This is a genomic window from Cupriavidus pinatubonensis (genome assembly GCF_019602855.1).
Lineage (GTDB): Bacteria > Pseudomonadota > Gammaproteobacteria > Burkholderiales > Burkholderiaceae > Cupriavidus > Cupriavidus pinatubonensis.
Genome location: NZ_CP080766.1, coordinates 2,337,835 through 2,351,244 on the forward strand (window position 1 = coordinate 2,337,835; position 13,410 = coordinate 2,351,244).

Annotated in this window: 14 protein-coding genes and 1 pseudogene; 12 read left to right on the forward strand and 3 right to left on the reverse strand. The window is 62.7% G+C overall.

Annotated features, from left to right (window positions below; genetic code table 11):
* Nucleotides 1-32 precede the first annotated feature (32 nt).
* Nucleotides 33-1,016, reverse strand: coding sequence for a Bug family tripartite tricarboxylate transporter substrate binding protein (locus K2O51_RS10615; RefSeq protein WP_220630193.1), 984 nt, complete (start codon nucleotides 1,014-1,016; stop codon nucleotides 33-35).
* 619 nt (nucleotides 1,017-1,635) lie between these two features.
* Here K2O51_RS10615 and yddG point away from each other — a divergent pair.
* Nucleotides 1,636-2,580, forward strand: a complete 945-nt coding sequence (gene yddG / locus K2O51_RS10620) for an aromatic amino acid DMT transporter YddG (protein WP_041680244.1) — start codon at nucleotides 1,636-1,638, stop codon at nucleotides 2,578-2,580.
* A 44-nt stretch (nucleotides 2,581-2,624) separates the two neighbouring features.
* On the opposite strand, the gene K2O51_RS35155 is transcribed toward yddG, so the two are convergent.
* On the reverse strand, nucleotides 2,625-3,227 hold the full coding sequence (locus K2O51_RS35155; RefSeq protein ID WP_011300738.1) for an ATP-binding cassette domain-containing protein: 603 nt from the start codon (nucleotides 3,225-3,227) through the stop codon (nucleotides 2,625-2,627).
* Between K2O51_RS35155 and K2O51_RS35765 the strand changes: the two are divergent.
* The 5 genes and pseudogenes from K2O51_RS35765 to K2O51_RS10650 form a co-directional block, all read left to right on the forward strand.
* Nucleotides 3,199-3,363 (forward strand): annotated as a pseudogene (locus tag K2O51_RS35765) (ATP-binding cassette domain-containing protein); the annotation flags it as partial. The gene K2O51_RS35155 and the pseudogene K2O51_RS35765 sit on opposite strands and share 29 nt — an antisense overlap.
* Before the next feature lie 315 nt (nucleotides 3,364-3,678).
* Nucleotides 3,679-4,122 carry a GNAT family N-acetyltransferase gene (locus K2O51_RS10635; RefSeq protein WP_011300736.1) on the forward strand — a complete coding sequence of 148 codons (444 nt, stop codon included), beginning with the start codon at nucleotides 3,679-3,681 and terminating at the stop codon, nucleotides 4,120-4,122.
* An 803-nt stretch (nucleotides 4,123-4,925) separates the two neighbouring features.
* A complete protein-coding gene (locus tag K2O51_RS10640) occupies nucleotides 4,926-5,150 on the forward strand; it encodes a hypothetical protein (RefSeq protein ID WP_011300735.1) in 225 nt (74 codons plus the stop codon).
* 433 nt (nucleotides 5,151-5,583) lie between these two features.
* The gene (locus tag K2O51_RS10645) at nucleotides 5,584-5,811 is read left to right on the forward strand and encodes a hypothetical protein (protein WP_220630194.1); all 228 of its coding nucleotides are present in this window, start codon (nucleotides 5,584-5,586) and stop codon (nucleotides 5,809-5,811) included.
* A 53-nt stretch (nucleotides 5,812-5,864) separates the two neighbouring features.
* Complete coding sequence (locus K2O51_RS10650; protein ID WP_011300734.1) at nucleotides 5,865-6,521, forward strand: cysteine hydrolase family protein; 657 nt, start codon at nucleotides 5,865-5,867, stop codon at nucleotides 6,519-6,521.
* A 67-nt stretch (nucleotides 6,522-6,588) separates the two neighbouring features.
* Here K2O51_RS10650 and K2O51_RS10655 read toward each other — a convergent pair whose 3' ends face one another.
* On the reverse strand, nucleotides 6,589-7,317 hold the full coding sequence (locus tag K2O51_RS10655; RefSeq protein ID WP_011300733.1) for an IclR family transcriptional regulator: 729 nt from the start codon (nucleotides 7,315-7,317) through the stop codon (nucleotides 6,589-6,591).
* Between the two features lie 210 nt (nucleotides 7,318-7,527).
* Between K2O51_RS10655 and K2O51_RS10660 the strand changes: the two genes are divergently transcribed.
* The 6 genes from K2O51_RS10660 (at nucleotide 7,528) to K2O51_RS10685 (ending at nucleotide 13,052) form a co-directional block, all read left to right on the forward strand.
* On the forward strand, nucleotides 7,528-8,226 hold the full coding sequence (locus K2O51_RS10660; RefSeq protein ID WP_011300732.1) for an RraA family protein: 699 nt from the start codon (nucleotides 7,528-7,530) through the stop codon (nucleotides 8,224-8,226).
* Complete coding sequence (locus tag K2O51_RS10665; protein WP_140948928.1) at nucleotides 8,223-9,164, forward strand: NAD(P)-dependent oxidoreductase; 942 nt, start codon at nucleotides 8,223-8,225, stop codon at nucleotides 9,162-9,164. The genes K2O51_RS10660 and K2O51_RS10665 overlap by 4 nt, the downstream gene beginning before the upstream one ends.
* Nucleotides 9,165-9,240: 76 nt before the next feature.
* A complete protein-coding gene (locus tag K2O51_RS10670) occupies nucleotides 9,241-10,209 on the forward strand; it encodes a Bug family tripartite tricarboxylate transporter substrate binding protein (RefSeq protein WP_011300730.1) in 969 nt (322 codons plus the stop codon).
* A gap of 14 nt (nucleotides 10,210-10,223) precedes the next feature.
* On the forward strand, nucleotides 10,224-11,147 hold the full coding sequence (locus tag K2O51_RS10675) for an SMP-30/gluconolactonase/LRE family protein (RefSeq protein ID WP_011300729.1): 924 nt from the start codon (nucleotides 10,224-10,226) through the stop codon (nucleotides 11,145-11,147).
* The gene (locus tag K2O51_RS10680) at nucleotides 11,144-11,992 is read left to right on the forward strand and encodes an amidohydrolase family protein (RefSeq protein WP_140948927.1); all 849 of its coding nucleotides are present in this window, start codon (nucleotides 11,144-11,146) and stop codon (nucleotides 11,990-11,992) included. Before K2O51_RS10675 ends, K2O51_RS10680 begins: the two co-directional genes overlap by 4 nt.
* A 61-nt stretch (nucleotides 11,993-12,053) precedes the next feature.
* Nucleotides 12,054-13,052, forward strand: a complete 999-nt coding sequence (locus tag K2O51_RS10685) for a Bug family tripartite tricarboxylate transporter substrate binding protein (protein WP_011300727.1) — start codon at nucleotides 12,054-12,056, stop codon at nucleotides 13,050-13,052.
* The last annotated feature ends 358 nt before the right edge of the window (nucleotides 13,053-13,410 follow it).

The following is a 13,410-nucleotide window of genomic DNA, read 5'->3' on the forward strand; positions in this document are numbered from 1 at the left end:
GTCATGTGTCCTGGTTTGGCGATGCGTATCAGTCATTGCGCCTTGATGCCGGCGCTCTTGATCACGCGTGACCACTTCTCGGTATCGGCCTTGATCTCGGCGGCGAATGCGGCGGAGCCTTCGCCGCCCGGCTCCGCGCCGAGTTGTTCGATGCGCTTGCGTACATCCGGCATTGCAAGGACCTTCTCGACCGCCTGCTGAATCTGGCGCACGCGCTCGGGCGGCGTGCCCGCCGGCGCGAGCAAACCGAACCACGAGTTGACCTCATAGCCGGGCAGCCCCGATTCACGCACGGTTGGCACGTTGGGCAGCACGGATGCGCGCTTGACACTGGTCACCGCCAGCGCTTTGATCTTGCCCGCCTGAATCTGCGCGAGTGCCGATGGCAGGTTGTCAAACATCAGGTTGACCTGCCCCGCGAGCAGGTCCGTCATCGCGGGCGCGGCGCCCTTGTAGGGCACGTGCTGCATGTTCACGCCTGCCATTGCGTTCAGCAGTTCGCCGGAGAGGTGAGGGGAACCGCCCGTGCTGGTCGAGGCGTAGTTGATCTTTCCCGGTTCTCGTTTCGCGAGCGCGATCAGGTCCCCAACCGAATTCGCCTGCAGCGTGCTGTTTACGAGCAGCACGTTCGGCGAATTTGCCACCAGCGTCACGGGCGTGAAATCGCGGGCGCTGTCGTACGGCATGCGCGCATAGATGAATTGGTTGGTGACCTGCGTGCCGAGCGTGCCCATGAGCAGCGTATAGCCATCGGGCGCGCTGCGCGCAACGGCCTCGGCACCGATATTGCCGCCGGCGCCGGGGCGGTTGTCAACAACGACCGACTGCCCGAGCACCTCGCCGGACTTCTGTGCGACAAGGCGCGCGAGGATATCGGTCGTGCCGCCGGGCGTGAAAGGCACGACGAGCCGGATCGGCTTGGATGGGAACGTTTCGGCGGCGCTTGCGGGCATGGCAAGCACGGCACAGATCAACGGCAGGGCGGCCAGCAGGGGCTGGCGCGGGAATGCAGTCATCGGCTGTCTCCTGGGCGCGATGTGCGCAGGTGGCGGTTTCATCGAGAGAAACTCTGTGCGCACATAGTAGGAAGCGGCCGAAAACGGCGTCAATCAAACGTGCTGAATTTTCATTGGATGAAAATTCAGCACAGAACGCGCCGCCACAAAAAAGAAGCGCGGTCATACCGCGCTTTCAACGGCCTTGAACAGAAACGGGGAGCGTTCTGCAGGGGTGGCCTTACTGGCAAGATAAGCCCGCTACGGGCTGAAGACAATTGAAACAATCTAAGGTCCGAATTAAGTGGCTTCTACGTAATCGTTTCGTCGCGTTGCGAGGTGGCTGAGTACACCTGTCGCCACGCCGGTATCTGCAACGGGCAACCGAACAGGCCGGCTGATATGTCGCGCGCCACCGGTGCAGTCAGGGCCTGGCAAATCAGACGCGGCCGCTCACGCCGGAAGAGCAGGCGCGCCTTGGCGGCGTGCTGCGGGATGAAACGACACCGAAAATATGGCGACAAGCCAGAGCCTGTTGGCTTCCATTCATAGAAGCGCAAAGCCGGTATCCCCTCACGCCGCTGCGGCCGGGGGGATAATGGCGACCTTTTATCCCAGCCAGCCAATGAAAGCAGGTGTCATGCAAAGCACGCGTAAGGCCACGTTGATCGGACTCATTGCGATCCTGTTGTGGAGTTCCATCGTCGGCCTGATCCGCGGCGTCAGTGAAAGCCTCGGCGCGACCGGTGGCGCCGCCATGATGTACTCGGTTGCCTCCGTCCTGCTTATGCTGACGGTTGGCTTCGTGCGTCTGCGCCAATTTCCGCGGCGCTATCTGGTCTGGGGCAGCATCCTGTTCGTCTCCTACGAACTGTGCCTGTCGCTGTCCATCGGCTATTCGCACAGCGGCAGGCAGGCGATCGAGGTGGGGATGGTCAATTACCTCTGGCCGTCTTTCACCATGTTGTGCGCCATCGCCTTCAACAAGCAGAAGGCGAACGTTCTGATCGTGCCGGGCTTCCTGATTGCGATCCTGGGTATCTGCCTGGTGCTGGGCGGCGAGCAGGGGCTGGATGTTGCAGGCATGGTGGCCAATGTCAGGGACAACCCGCTCAGCTACGGCCTCGCTTTAGCGGGCGCGCTGATCTGGGCGGCCTATTGCACCGTGACGAACAGGATTGCCGGCGGCAAGAACGGCGTCACGCTGTTCTTCATGTTCACCGCAATGGCGCTGTGGATCAAGTACTTCACCGGCGACCATGCGCCGATGGCGTTCACATACCACGCCGTCATCTACCTGGCACTGGCAGCGTCGGCGATGGGCTTCGGCTATGCGGCGTGGAACGTGGGCATCCTGCACGGCAACGTAACGGTGCTTGCGGGTGCGTCGTATTTCATCCCTGTGATTTCAGCCGCACTGGCTGGCTTGCTCTTGCATATACCGCTTTCGCTGGCGTTCTGGAAAGGCGCGTCACTGGTATGCGCGGGGTCCGTGCTGTGCTGGCTGGCGACGCGCGCACCGCGGCGCAAGGTGGCTGCAACGCCCGACCGTGCTCCGGTCCGCGACCGTGTCTGGAAGCAATGAGCTTTCGGCGGGTAATTTCAGGTCATCTGTCTTCCATGAAGTAGTCATTGCCTTGCGGCAGACGTGTCGTGCCCCAATTCCGATGCATTGCCCCATACTCCCCGGATACGCGGCAAAGGAGCAATGACTGCATGACCGAGTCCGATTCCACCACCGCTGCACCTGCCATCGGTCAGCATACGGACTACGGCAGTGCCGATCCGATCTGGGCGGCGCCCGGCGATCCGGAGGCGGCCGTATCGGCTGTCGTACCCGATGCGCCGTGGCGGAGCCTGACACTGCGCGGTGTCACGTGGCGCTACCCGGACGATGCGCGTGGTGGATTGCAGCGCGTCGGTGTCGGCCGGCTCGCCGAAGGTGAGGTTCTCCTCCACGCTGGCCTCGAACACCTCGGCCTCCTGCGGAATCAATGTGGCCAGCGAGCGCAATTCGGCCCAGTCTTGCGCCGCGCCGTCACGCCGAAGTTCGTCCTGCTGTGGATGATAGAGACCAGCAAGCGCACGCAGCAGCGTGCTCTTGCCACCGCCGCTCGGGCCGATAAGCGCGACGCGCGCTCCGCGCTGCAGCAGGAGGTCGATGCCATGCGTACCTCCTCGCGCGGACCAGCGTCGACCACGCGGCCTGCCTCCACTAGACGATGGTGTCAAGCCGGGGGAGCAGGCTTGGCCGATGCTTTCCGGTGGCCAGCGGCAGCGGCTTGCGCTGGCCCGCGGTGCACTGGCGGCGCGGGGAAGCTCGCTGCTGCTGCTCGACGAACCGACCAGCGCGCTAGACCCGCAGGCCGAAGGCCGCGTGTTCGATCGCATGTTTGCGGCGTTTCCGTCAGCGTGCATCGTCGCCTCGGTGCACTTGGCAGGCGGACGCATTGATCGCGATGCGAACGTCGTCTTTTGTCGGCCGGTATTGTCGACACCATCGTCCGAAGAATCGCATTGCCTGTGCGGATTCCCGCATCGTCGACTCGGTTGGGTGATGACAACCTTGCCGGCGGAGGCGCATAGTTTTCCGAATTCCTGGTATTCCAGTTCCCGGAATGTCGCCCACGGACTACTATGGGGCAAGTATTGAAGAGCGAAAGTCCACAACGTAGTCATCAAAATGATAAGAGACGTTCGACTCCGTGCAGCTTCAGGTGATGATACGGAAGGCATTGCACAAGTACTGCAGGCTTGCGGCCTGACGCTTGCCGAGGCAAGCGATGTGGGGCGGCTCTACCATGTGGCGGAGTTCGAGAGACGGATCGTCGGCTGTGCCTATGGTGAACAATACGGCCTTACCTTTGCCATCCATACGGTCGCGGTGTTATCGGAATTTCGTGGCCGCTGGCTGGGCACCTATATCGTCAGTGCGCTTCTGATGAGAGCCCGCGCCGGCGGCTGCCGCAATGCGACGGTGCTGACGAACGAGCATCCGGGCTTCTTCGCCCGCCATGGCTTTACCTTGACCTCGATAGACTGCCTTGTGCGTGAGACGCAGTTGTCGTTGAATCTGTTGCGCAGTTTTGGCGCCCGGACGCATTTCATGGCGCGCCAGTTGAACTGAGTGCGGATGCCGGGCATGCGGATCTGCGCCCCTTCGCGCACACCAATCGCCTGCTGATCCGCGGATTCAAAACTGAGAAATCGCGTGGAGGTTTCCTGATTTCAGGTTGAGTGAGCAGGATCGCCTGCCGGCACGCGATTCGCCTGCTGTCAGGCATTTCCTACGAGCGATTCAGTCCGTCCTGACGCCCGTTGTTGTCCCTTACCGAAGGCATCGGCGTTGCTGCGCATCTAGTCTTGAAATCAAGAGGTGCCGGCAGTTTATGCAGCGCCGCCAAGGGAGTGACAGATGCGAAATACCGATAATTCGCTACACGCACTGGTCGAGAAGTGGTTGTCGCCAAGCGAGGCAAATCCCGCTCGGGTCGCCTGCTTCAGGCACCTGGCGAACCGCAAGGGTTGCCTGGTTCAGGTCGAATCGACGCATCCCACCCGGCGCTTGTCCATTGCTTTCTTCCGCCACGGCGACGGCGCTTGGTACGTGTTTCCGCCAGTCGTTGGCTAGCCTCCGAGCCAAGAAGAGATCGGCTGCCATCTTCTGGCCATCAAAAGATGTGGCGAATCCCCACCACGGCGCCGATCTCGAATTCTTGCCACGCCAACGCGTCTCGTCCACGCCCTCGGCGTGGTACGGTCATCCAGTATCAGAGCCACGGCATCGTCTTTTGAGTGCAGGGCGCCCGAGTCGGAGGCGCTTGATCGAACGCATTCGGGATTCCCCCTAGTCCGCTTTGACGAAGTAGGCGCCGCCTCCAGCCCCTAGCATCCGGTCACAAGCCTGAAGACAGGCGGACGGAGACGGCGATGAAGCGTAGTCGGTGTTTAGCGGCTGTGGTGTTGCTCGGCCTTGGCGTGGCAGCCGGGGTGGCGTTGAGCCTGAAGATGGGCGCAACGGGAATTCCCGATGGTGACGATACGGTAGAGATCCGCTTCGCACCCGAGGCTGTGGTCGACTATTGCGATGACGTATGTGTGCGCGGGCGCGGCGCGGCTGCGCTGATCGTGTTCAGCCAGTGGCCGTCACCTTGATGATGCGTGCGCAGCGTGTGATACATGATTCGCCGGTGGCGCGCGCTTGCATCTGCCGGCGTTAAACCTTCGGCGGACGTCTCTTCACTACTTCATCCTCCTGGCTGCTGCCTGCAGTTTCTTCGGCAATCTCCCGGCCAGCAACGAACCCGCACGCAGCATTTCGCGCTTCTCGATACGGACGCCGCCAGGCGATCTAAGAGAAGCAGTGTCCGCTTTTCCGAAAGGCTCTGCGGAGGTCTATTCCGGTATGAGGCCGTGCATGTGGACACCAGCCGTCTGACTAATGGTTCGCGATCTGGTTCTGCGTAAGATCGGCGACGGACAAGAACAAAACTTGCAGAGCCAGACCAGACCCGCATGCATATTCGCGCTACGAAGTGTGTGGCCCGTGGGGGTTGTCACGCAAGACGGTCTCGTTTGAGGAGGCACCATGCCTTGGATTACGACATTCAACGCCGCGAGTGATGATGCGAAGGGCAACACCTCCGTATCCCCTGGTTTTACGGGGTTCAGTGCCGAACCCTTTCGGAAGGTCATCCTGTTTCGAATAGTGATCAACGGGCGAGGCATGTATTACGGATTCTTCTGTCATGCCTGCGATGCGATCGCGGATGCGCTGGACCATGGCGCCAACAGCGTGGCGGTGGCGAGGGCCTAGACTGCGGGCACACACGTGATAGAGTCGGTCATCCTTCTCTATCGAGTCGCCCTATGTCGCCGCCCGTTGATTGTGGATCCGTCGATTCGGCAAGCCATCGGCAGCACAATGAAGGCGCCGCCGATGCGGACAGCGTGACCACGCGGATTCCGGCGATTGTTCCGGCGCAAACCGCACTGGTGGTCATGCACTATCAGACCGACATCCTGCAGTTGTTCCCGTCGGTCGCACCTGCGTTGCTGACCAATACACGCAAGCTGTGTGATGCTGCGCGGGCCGGGGGCGTGGGCGTCTATTTCGCCAAGATCCACTTCAGCCCGGGTTATCCGGAAATCAGTCCCTTGAACCGGAACGGGCAGGGTATCCGGCAACTGGGTCTGTTTGTCGACGACCAGATCTCGCCGGAACTCGGCCGGCAGGCGTCCGAACCGCTGATCATCGCGCATCGGGCCAGCGTGTTCTTTGGTACCGACCTGCAGGTCCGGCTTTCCGCGCAGGGGATCGACACGCTGCTGATGGCGGGCATTGCGTCGACTGGCGTGGTGCTGTCTTCGGTGGCGTACGCGAGTGACGCGGATTTTCGGCTGTTCACGGTAAAGGACTGTTGCTACGACCCCGATCCGGTCGTCCACGAACATCTTTTTTCAACAGCGTTTGATTCGCGCACAACCGTGCTCTCGCTCGCAGATGCCTTGTCACTGCTTGCCTGACGGCGGCGGGGAATTCGCCTACGCAGCGTAGGGCGCGTTGCCAGACGGTTTCAGTCCGGTGGAACCCTCAGTCGTGCACGAAACTGGCCGATTGATAGACCGTTTCGCACCACGCCGGACTGGCGCCCAGCAACCGCGACAGCTTCGCCGCGGCGACGAGCTGCACGCGCGTGATTTCCGAGCGGTCCGCCGCTTCCAGGCGTGACGCCGGCCCGGACAGCGTGAGCGCGGCCACGAATTTGTCACCGGCACCGAACAAGGGCGTAGCGAACGCCGCCGTGTATACGTCCCGGACGCCGGACGTGAACCAGGGCAACGGATCATCGCGCTTCGCGGACGCTTCTTCCTTGCCCCAGTACTTCAGGACGGAGCCGATTGCCGTATCGTCGAGCGGCAATATCGTGCCCGGCAAGCGCGTTTCGCGCAGGCCTTCGCTGGGCTCGGCGCGATACAGGCACATGCGCTGCTCGTCGCCATGGAGCACGTAGTAGGACGCGCTTTCGCGCGTGGCCAGCGCAAGTTCCTGCAGGACGGGCTCGATGACCGAGCCGAGCTGGAACGACGACTCGTATAGCTTTCCCAGATAGAGCAGGCGCGGCCCCAGCGCGTACCGGCCGTCGGCCGTGCGCACCACGTAGCTCATTCGCTCCAGCGAATTCAACAGGCGGAAGACCGTGGTCTTGTGCATGCCCGAGGCTGCGGCGAGTTGCGCAAGCGACTGGATTTCGGCCCCGAGCCGAAAGCAGTCCAGCAAGCCGAGCGCCTTCTCGACTGCAGCGACACCGTGATTACTCATCGATCCATTCCTGGCTATGGTGTGAGCATTGTACATAGTACAACGGTGTTTTGACACGTACAGGGGTAAACGAGAAGTGGAACATCCGGGCGGACATACTATAGTTCCCACACGTTTATGAAACGATGTTGTACAGGGTACAACGACCAAATTGAGATAGATGTTGGTGAGCACCTCCGTCGTCACAGAGTTCTATACCTGGAGTAGTACATGAGCACTCAAGCCAAAGCATCCCCCGCCATTCGTCGCGATTTCGAGCGTGTCTCTCCCGAGCTGGTTGAGCGCGCCTCCAGGTTCCAGGCCGCCATCCTGGCCGACGTCGTTGGCCGTCGCGGCACGCTGAACGGGCGCGTGCAAGGCTTGTCGCCTTCGATGAAGGTCGCCGGCCCCGCGCTGACTGTGGAGGTCCGCCCTGGCGACAACCTCATGTTCCACGTCGCACTGGCCATCGCCAAGCCGGGCGACGTCATCGTGATCGATGCCAAGGGCGACCAGACCGCCGCCATGTGTGGCGAGATCATGGCAACCCAGGCTCAGGCTTCGGGCATTGCCGGCTTCGTCGTCGACGCCGCGGTGCGGGATTCGCGCGAGCTGGCCAACGGCAGTTTCCCGATCTTCGCTGCCGGCACCAATCCGTGCGGACCGACCAAGGCGCTCGGCGGCCTCGTCAATTGGCCGGCATCCGTGGCTGGCGTCGCCGTCAATCCTGGCGACCTGGTCGTGGGTGACGCCGATGGCGTGGTCGTGATCCCCCGCGAAGATGTGCCGGCGATCCTTGAACTGGCCCAGAAGAAGCTCGATTCGGAAACCCAGCGCATCGCCGCCATCAAGGCCGGCGACCTCCGCCCTGGCTGGCTGGAAGGCGAACTGCGCAAGGCCGGCGTGCTGGCCGAAGGGGAAGTGCTGTGAGCGAAGCCAGGAAACCCGTTCTGCTCGTCACGGGGAATGACCTGGCGCCGCAGGCGCTGGCGTTGCTCAACGACTTTGAAGTCTGCTTCGCGGGCAAGCAGTGCAGCGAAGAGACGGTGGTAGCCCTGGCGAAGGAAAAGGATCCCGTTGCCATCATCGTGCGGTACGGCAAGATCGGCGCCGCCGTCATGGACGCCGCGCCGTCTCTCAAGGTGATCTCCAAGCACGGCAGCGGCATCGACGTGATTGACCAGAATGCCGCGGCGGCTCGCGGCATTGCCGTGAAGGCTGCCGTCGGCGCCAACGCCGCCGCGGTGGCTGAGCACGCGTGGGCCCTGATTCTCGCGTGCGCAAAGGCAGTGCCCCATCTCAACGAGCGGATGCGCGCAAGTCATTGGGACAAGGCCGTCCACAAGTCCATCGAGCTGGAGGGGCGTACGCTCGGCATTGTCGGGCTCGGAGAGATCGGCCGTCGCGCAGCGGCCGTGGGCATCGCGATGGGCATGCGGGTCATCGCATTCGATCCGTTCGCCAAGACCGCGCCGCAAGGCGTCACGCTGGCCGAACTGCCGCGGATCTTCTCGGAGTCGGACGTCGTATCGCTCCACTGCCCGCTGACCGACGAAAACCGCGGGATGCTGAACCGGGAAACGCTGGCCACGTTCAAGGACGGTGCGATCCTTGTCAACACCGCGCGCGGCGGCCTGATCGACGAACCCGCGCTGGTCGAAGCCCTGAACAGCGGCAAGCTGTACGCCGCGGGGCTGGACAGCTTCGCCGTGGAACCGATGCCCGTGCCGCATCCGTTCCAAAGCGTGCCGAACCTGATCCTTTCGCCGCATATCGGCGGGGTGAGCGATGCCGCATACGTGAACATGGGCGTGGGCGCGGCGAAAAATGTACTTGCCGTGCTGGAAGCCGGCGTCGTGCCGGCCTGAATACCCCCGCCCGGTAGCAGGCCACAAACAACGATGCCGCAGGACCCCTCAGGGGCCTCGCGGCAAGGAGACAAAGATGTTCCACCGCACTTTCGGGTTCGTCGCCGCGGCGATGCTGCTGAGCCTCAATGCCTTGTCCGCCGCAGCGGCCTATCCGGACAAACCTGTGCGCATCGTCGTGCCGAATCCTCCGGGTGGGGCGGTAGACGTGATCACGCGAAAGATCGCGCAGAAGCTCAGTACGCAAACGGGGCAGAGCTTCGTCGTCGAAAACAAGCCGGGTGCGTCCGGCACCATTGGCACGTCGCAGGTGGTGAACGCGCAGCCCGACGGCTACACGCTGCTGGCAAACGACAGCTCGTACACGACATTGCCGTATGTCTTCAAGAAGCTGAACTGGGATCACCAGTCGGCGCTCATTCCCATCGCGCCATTCTCGTTTGCGCCGGTGGTGGTCGGCGTCAAGGCTGGCTCGCGATTCAAGGACCTGCCATCGCTGGTGGCCTATGCAAAAGCCCATCCCGACGAGGTGACGTTTGGCAGCGGTGGTCCGGGCAGCGCGCCGCATTTTGCCGCGGAAGCCTTCCAGCAGGCGGCGGGAATCAAGCTGATGCATGTTCCGTACAAGGGTGCGGGCGAGGCCATGGTGGGTCTGCTCGGCGGCAACGTCGATTTGCTCTTTGTGTCGACGCCGTCCGCGCTGGCACAGGTCAAGGGTAACCAGATGCGGCTGCTGGCCATCAGCGGGAAGAGCCGCGTTGACGCTTTCCCCAATGTGCCGACGTTCGCGGAAGGCGGTGTTCCTAGCTTCAGCCTGTTCAATTGGGCCGGCCTGGCTGCGCCGAAGGGCACGCCGAAAGACGTCATTGCGCGTCTGCAAGCAGAAATCCAGAAGGCGCTCCAGACGCCTGACGTGAAGGAATTCATTGCCCGGCTGGGCGCCCAACCGGGCAGTCTTGACAGCCCCGCGTTTGCGCAGCTGATCCAACGCGAGACTGCGCAGTGGGCACCCGTGGCGCAGAAAGCCAATATCGAGAAGCAGTAAGACAGGAGCGGATGATGTTTCTTCTCCAGCAACCAACCGTTCGCGATGCCAGCGTCTTCACGAAGCTGCCGGAATCACTCCGTCGGCAAGGTAGCGATAACGCATGGGTCCGCGCCAACCGCCCGGATCTGCGGACGGATTCGTTTCTGGAAGGGCCGGTATGGGCCGATGACCACCTGTGGGTGACGGACATACCTTTCGGCCGGATCTTTCGCGTATCGCTGCAAGGCGAGTGGGAAGTCGTGGCCGAGTATGACGGTGAGCCAAATGGCATGAAGCGCATGGCCAGCGGGGATTTCCTGATCACCGATTATCGCCTCGGCCTGATGCACCTTGACGCCAGCACGGGCAAGGTCACGCCGTTCCTGGAGCGCAGAAATTCGGAGCGCTTCCGCGGCGTCAACGACCTGACCTTCGATTCCAACGGCAATTTGTACTTTACCGACCAGGGCCAGACCGGCATGCATGACCCGACCGGGCGCGTATATAGGCTGAGCCCTGAGGGCAAGCTGGACCTGCTGCTCTCCAACGCTCCGAGCCCGAACGGCCTCGTGCTGTCGCCCGATGAGCGCGTGTTGTTCGTCGCCATGACGCGCGGCAACTGTGTATGGCGCGTACCGCTGCAGGCCGATGGCTCAGTGAGCAAGGTGGGACAGTTCTTTACATCGTATGGGCCCAGCGGTCCCGATGGTCTGGCCATGCGTTCGGACGGCTGCCTGCTGGTCGCCAATCCGGGACTGGCTTACGTCTGGGTCCTGAATCATCGGGCGGAACCGGTAGAGGTCATCCGCGGGCAAGCCGGCACGTCGCTGACGAACCTGTGCTTTGGCGGTGCCGAAAGGAAAACCCTGTTCATCACGGAGTCGACGACGGGCACGATTCTTTGTGCAGAGATGTCTGAGCCCGGCGCTCCGGTCCACGAAGGGCGCCGGGCATGACTTCCGCAAGCGGTTCCGTCATCGAATTCGTCGGCGCTTGCGACTGCCACATGCACGTGTATGGCAGCCGTTACCCGATTACACCGGGGGCCACGTTGCGCCCGGCAGACGCTTCGGTGGCCGATTACCGCCGCGTTCAGCAAGACCTTGGGACGCAGCGTGTGATCGTCGTGACGCCGTCGACCTACGGGGTCGACAACGCGAGCACGGTGGACGCGATTGCCGAGTTTGGTGAGAACGCTCGCGGCGTTGCCGTGGTGGACGGCACGGTGACCGATGCCGGGCTCGAGAGCCTGCACCAGGCCGGCATCCGCGGTATCAGGCTGAACCTGACGCTGCCTGCACCGGTGACACTGGATGAACTGCCGCAACTTGCCGAGCGGATTGCGCCAATGGGCTGGCATGCGCAGCTCAATGTGCCACCCGCCTGGCTTCCGGAGATCGCGGGCATGCTCGAACGCCTGCCGGTCCCGATCGTCTTCGATCACTACGGACACTTGCCGCCGGGCACGCCGGAGACAGAGGCGGCAATCCGCGTGATTGCCAGCCTGTTGGATTCCGGCAAGGCATGGGTCAAGCTGTCCGGACCGTACATCGAGTCGCTGGAGGGCGCGCCACACTACGCGGACATGCGGCCGCTGGCGCAGCGTTACCTGGCGCTCGCGCCGGAACGCACGCTGTGGGGCTCCGATTGGCCACACCCCACGCAACGGGCGAAGGGCAACGCCGTCGACGACGCAGGCCTGCTCGACACCTTCCTGGGCTGGTGCCAGTCGGGCAGCCTCGCGGAACAAGTGCTCGTGCGCAATCCTCAGAACCTGTATGGGTTCCAGGCATTGAAATAAGCAAGTCCCCTCACCGATTGACGGGGGCCTCAAAAAACATCAGACAGACACCGGAGACTACATGCTCAAGAGGATCCTTTCGAAAGGGCGTGCGCACAGGCTCGGCGCCGTCATGGCGCTGGCATCGTCGTTCGTGACAATCGGCGCACATGCCCAGTCGGACTGGCCGAATAAGGTTATCAACTATGTCGTGCCGTATCCCGCTGGCGGGACGACGGATATTCTTGCGCGCCTGATTGCCCAGAAGGTCGGCCAAGCCCTGCACACGACCATTGTGGTCGAGAACCGGCCCGGCGCAACGGGTGCAATCGGTTCCGCCTATGTCGCACGCTCGGCTCCTGACGGTTATACGCTGCTCGGCGCATCGACCGCGTCGCATGCGATCAACCCGGCGCTGAATCCGAAGCTGCCCTACGACGCGGTCAAATCCTTCACGCCGGTTGCCTTGTATGGAACGATCCCTAGCGTGCTGATCGTCGGGCCGAACAGTGCCTATCAGAGCGTCAAGGATCTGCTGGCAGCGGCAAAGAAGAAGCCCGGCGCCATTTCGTACGCGTCGGGTGGCAACGGCACCATCCTGCAGATGTCGGCAGAGCTGTTGCAGCAACAGCAGGGTGTGCGGATGACGCACGTGCCGTACAAGGGCGATGTGCCGGCGATCCAGGACGTCATGGCAGGCCATGTCGACTTCATGTTTGCCCCGACCGCACCAATCCTGCCGCACGTTCAGGCAGGCAAGCTGCGCGCGCTTGCCGTGGCGACGGCGGCACGTGTTCCGACGCTGCCCAACGTTCCGACCATGGCGGAAGCGGGCGTTCCGAACTTCGAGGCGGAGCAATGGCAAGGCGTCTATGTGCCGGCCGGCACTCCGGCCGCCATCGTGCAGCGCCTGAATGCCGAGATCAACCGCGCGCTGCAGGATCCCGAGGTCAGGCAGCAACTCGCCAAACTGGGCATCAGGATTGCTGGCGGACCGCCGGAGCGCCTGACCGAGATCCAGAAGGCGGATACCGCGAAGTGGGCGCGCGTCGGCAAGGCCGCCGGCATCCTGCTGGACTGAGCCATGACTGCGGCATCAGCCTGACACCTGGGGCCAGTTTCGCAGCGGAGCCATCCGCGGATCGCCCCACACGCCCGCACGGGTTTGCATAACCACTGGAAGCAAGATGTTGTACTCCGCAGTCACCGATCACAAAGAGCAGGACCTGGAAGCCAGCACGACGATCAGCAAGATTTCATGGCGTATCGCAACGCGTCGTCGAACCTGATTGGCGGCGGCATGGTTTCGCTGATAGGTCTCATTAAGGCATCGACTGGCAGCTACGCCTGGCGTTGCTGCCGATTGTCGCGCTGACGCTGGTCGGCAGCGCATCGCTGCTGTGGATCAGCCGAAACGCGCCGCAGCACAAGCCCTGAGC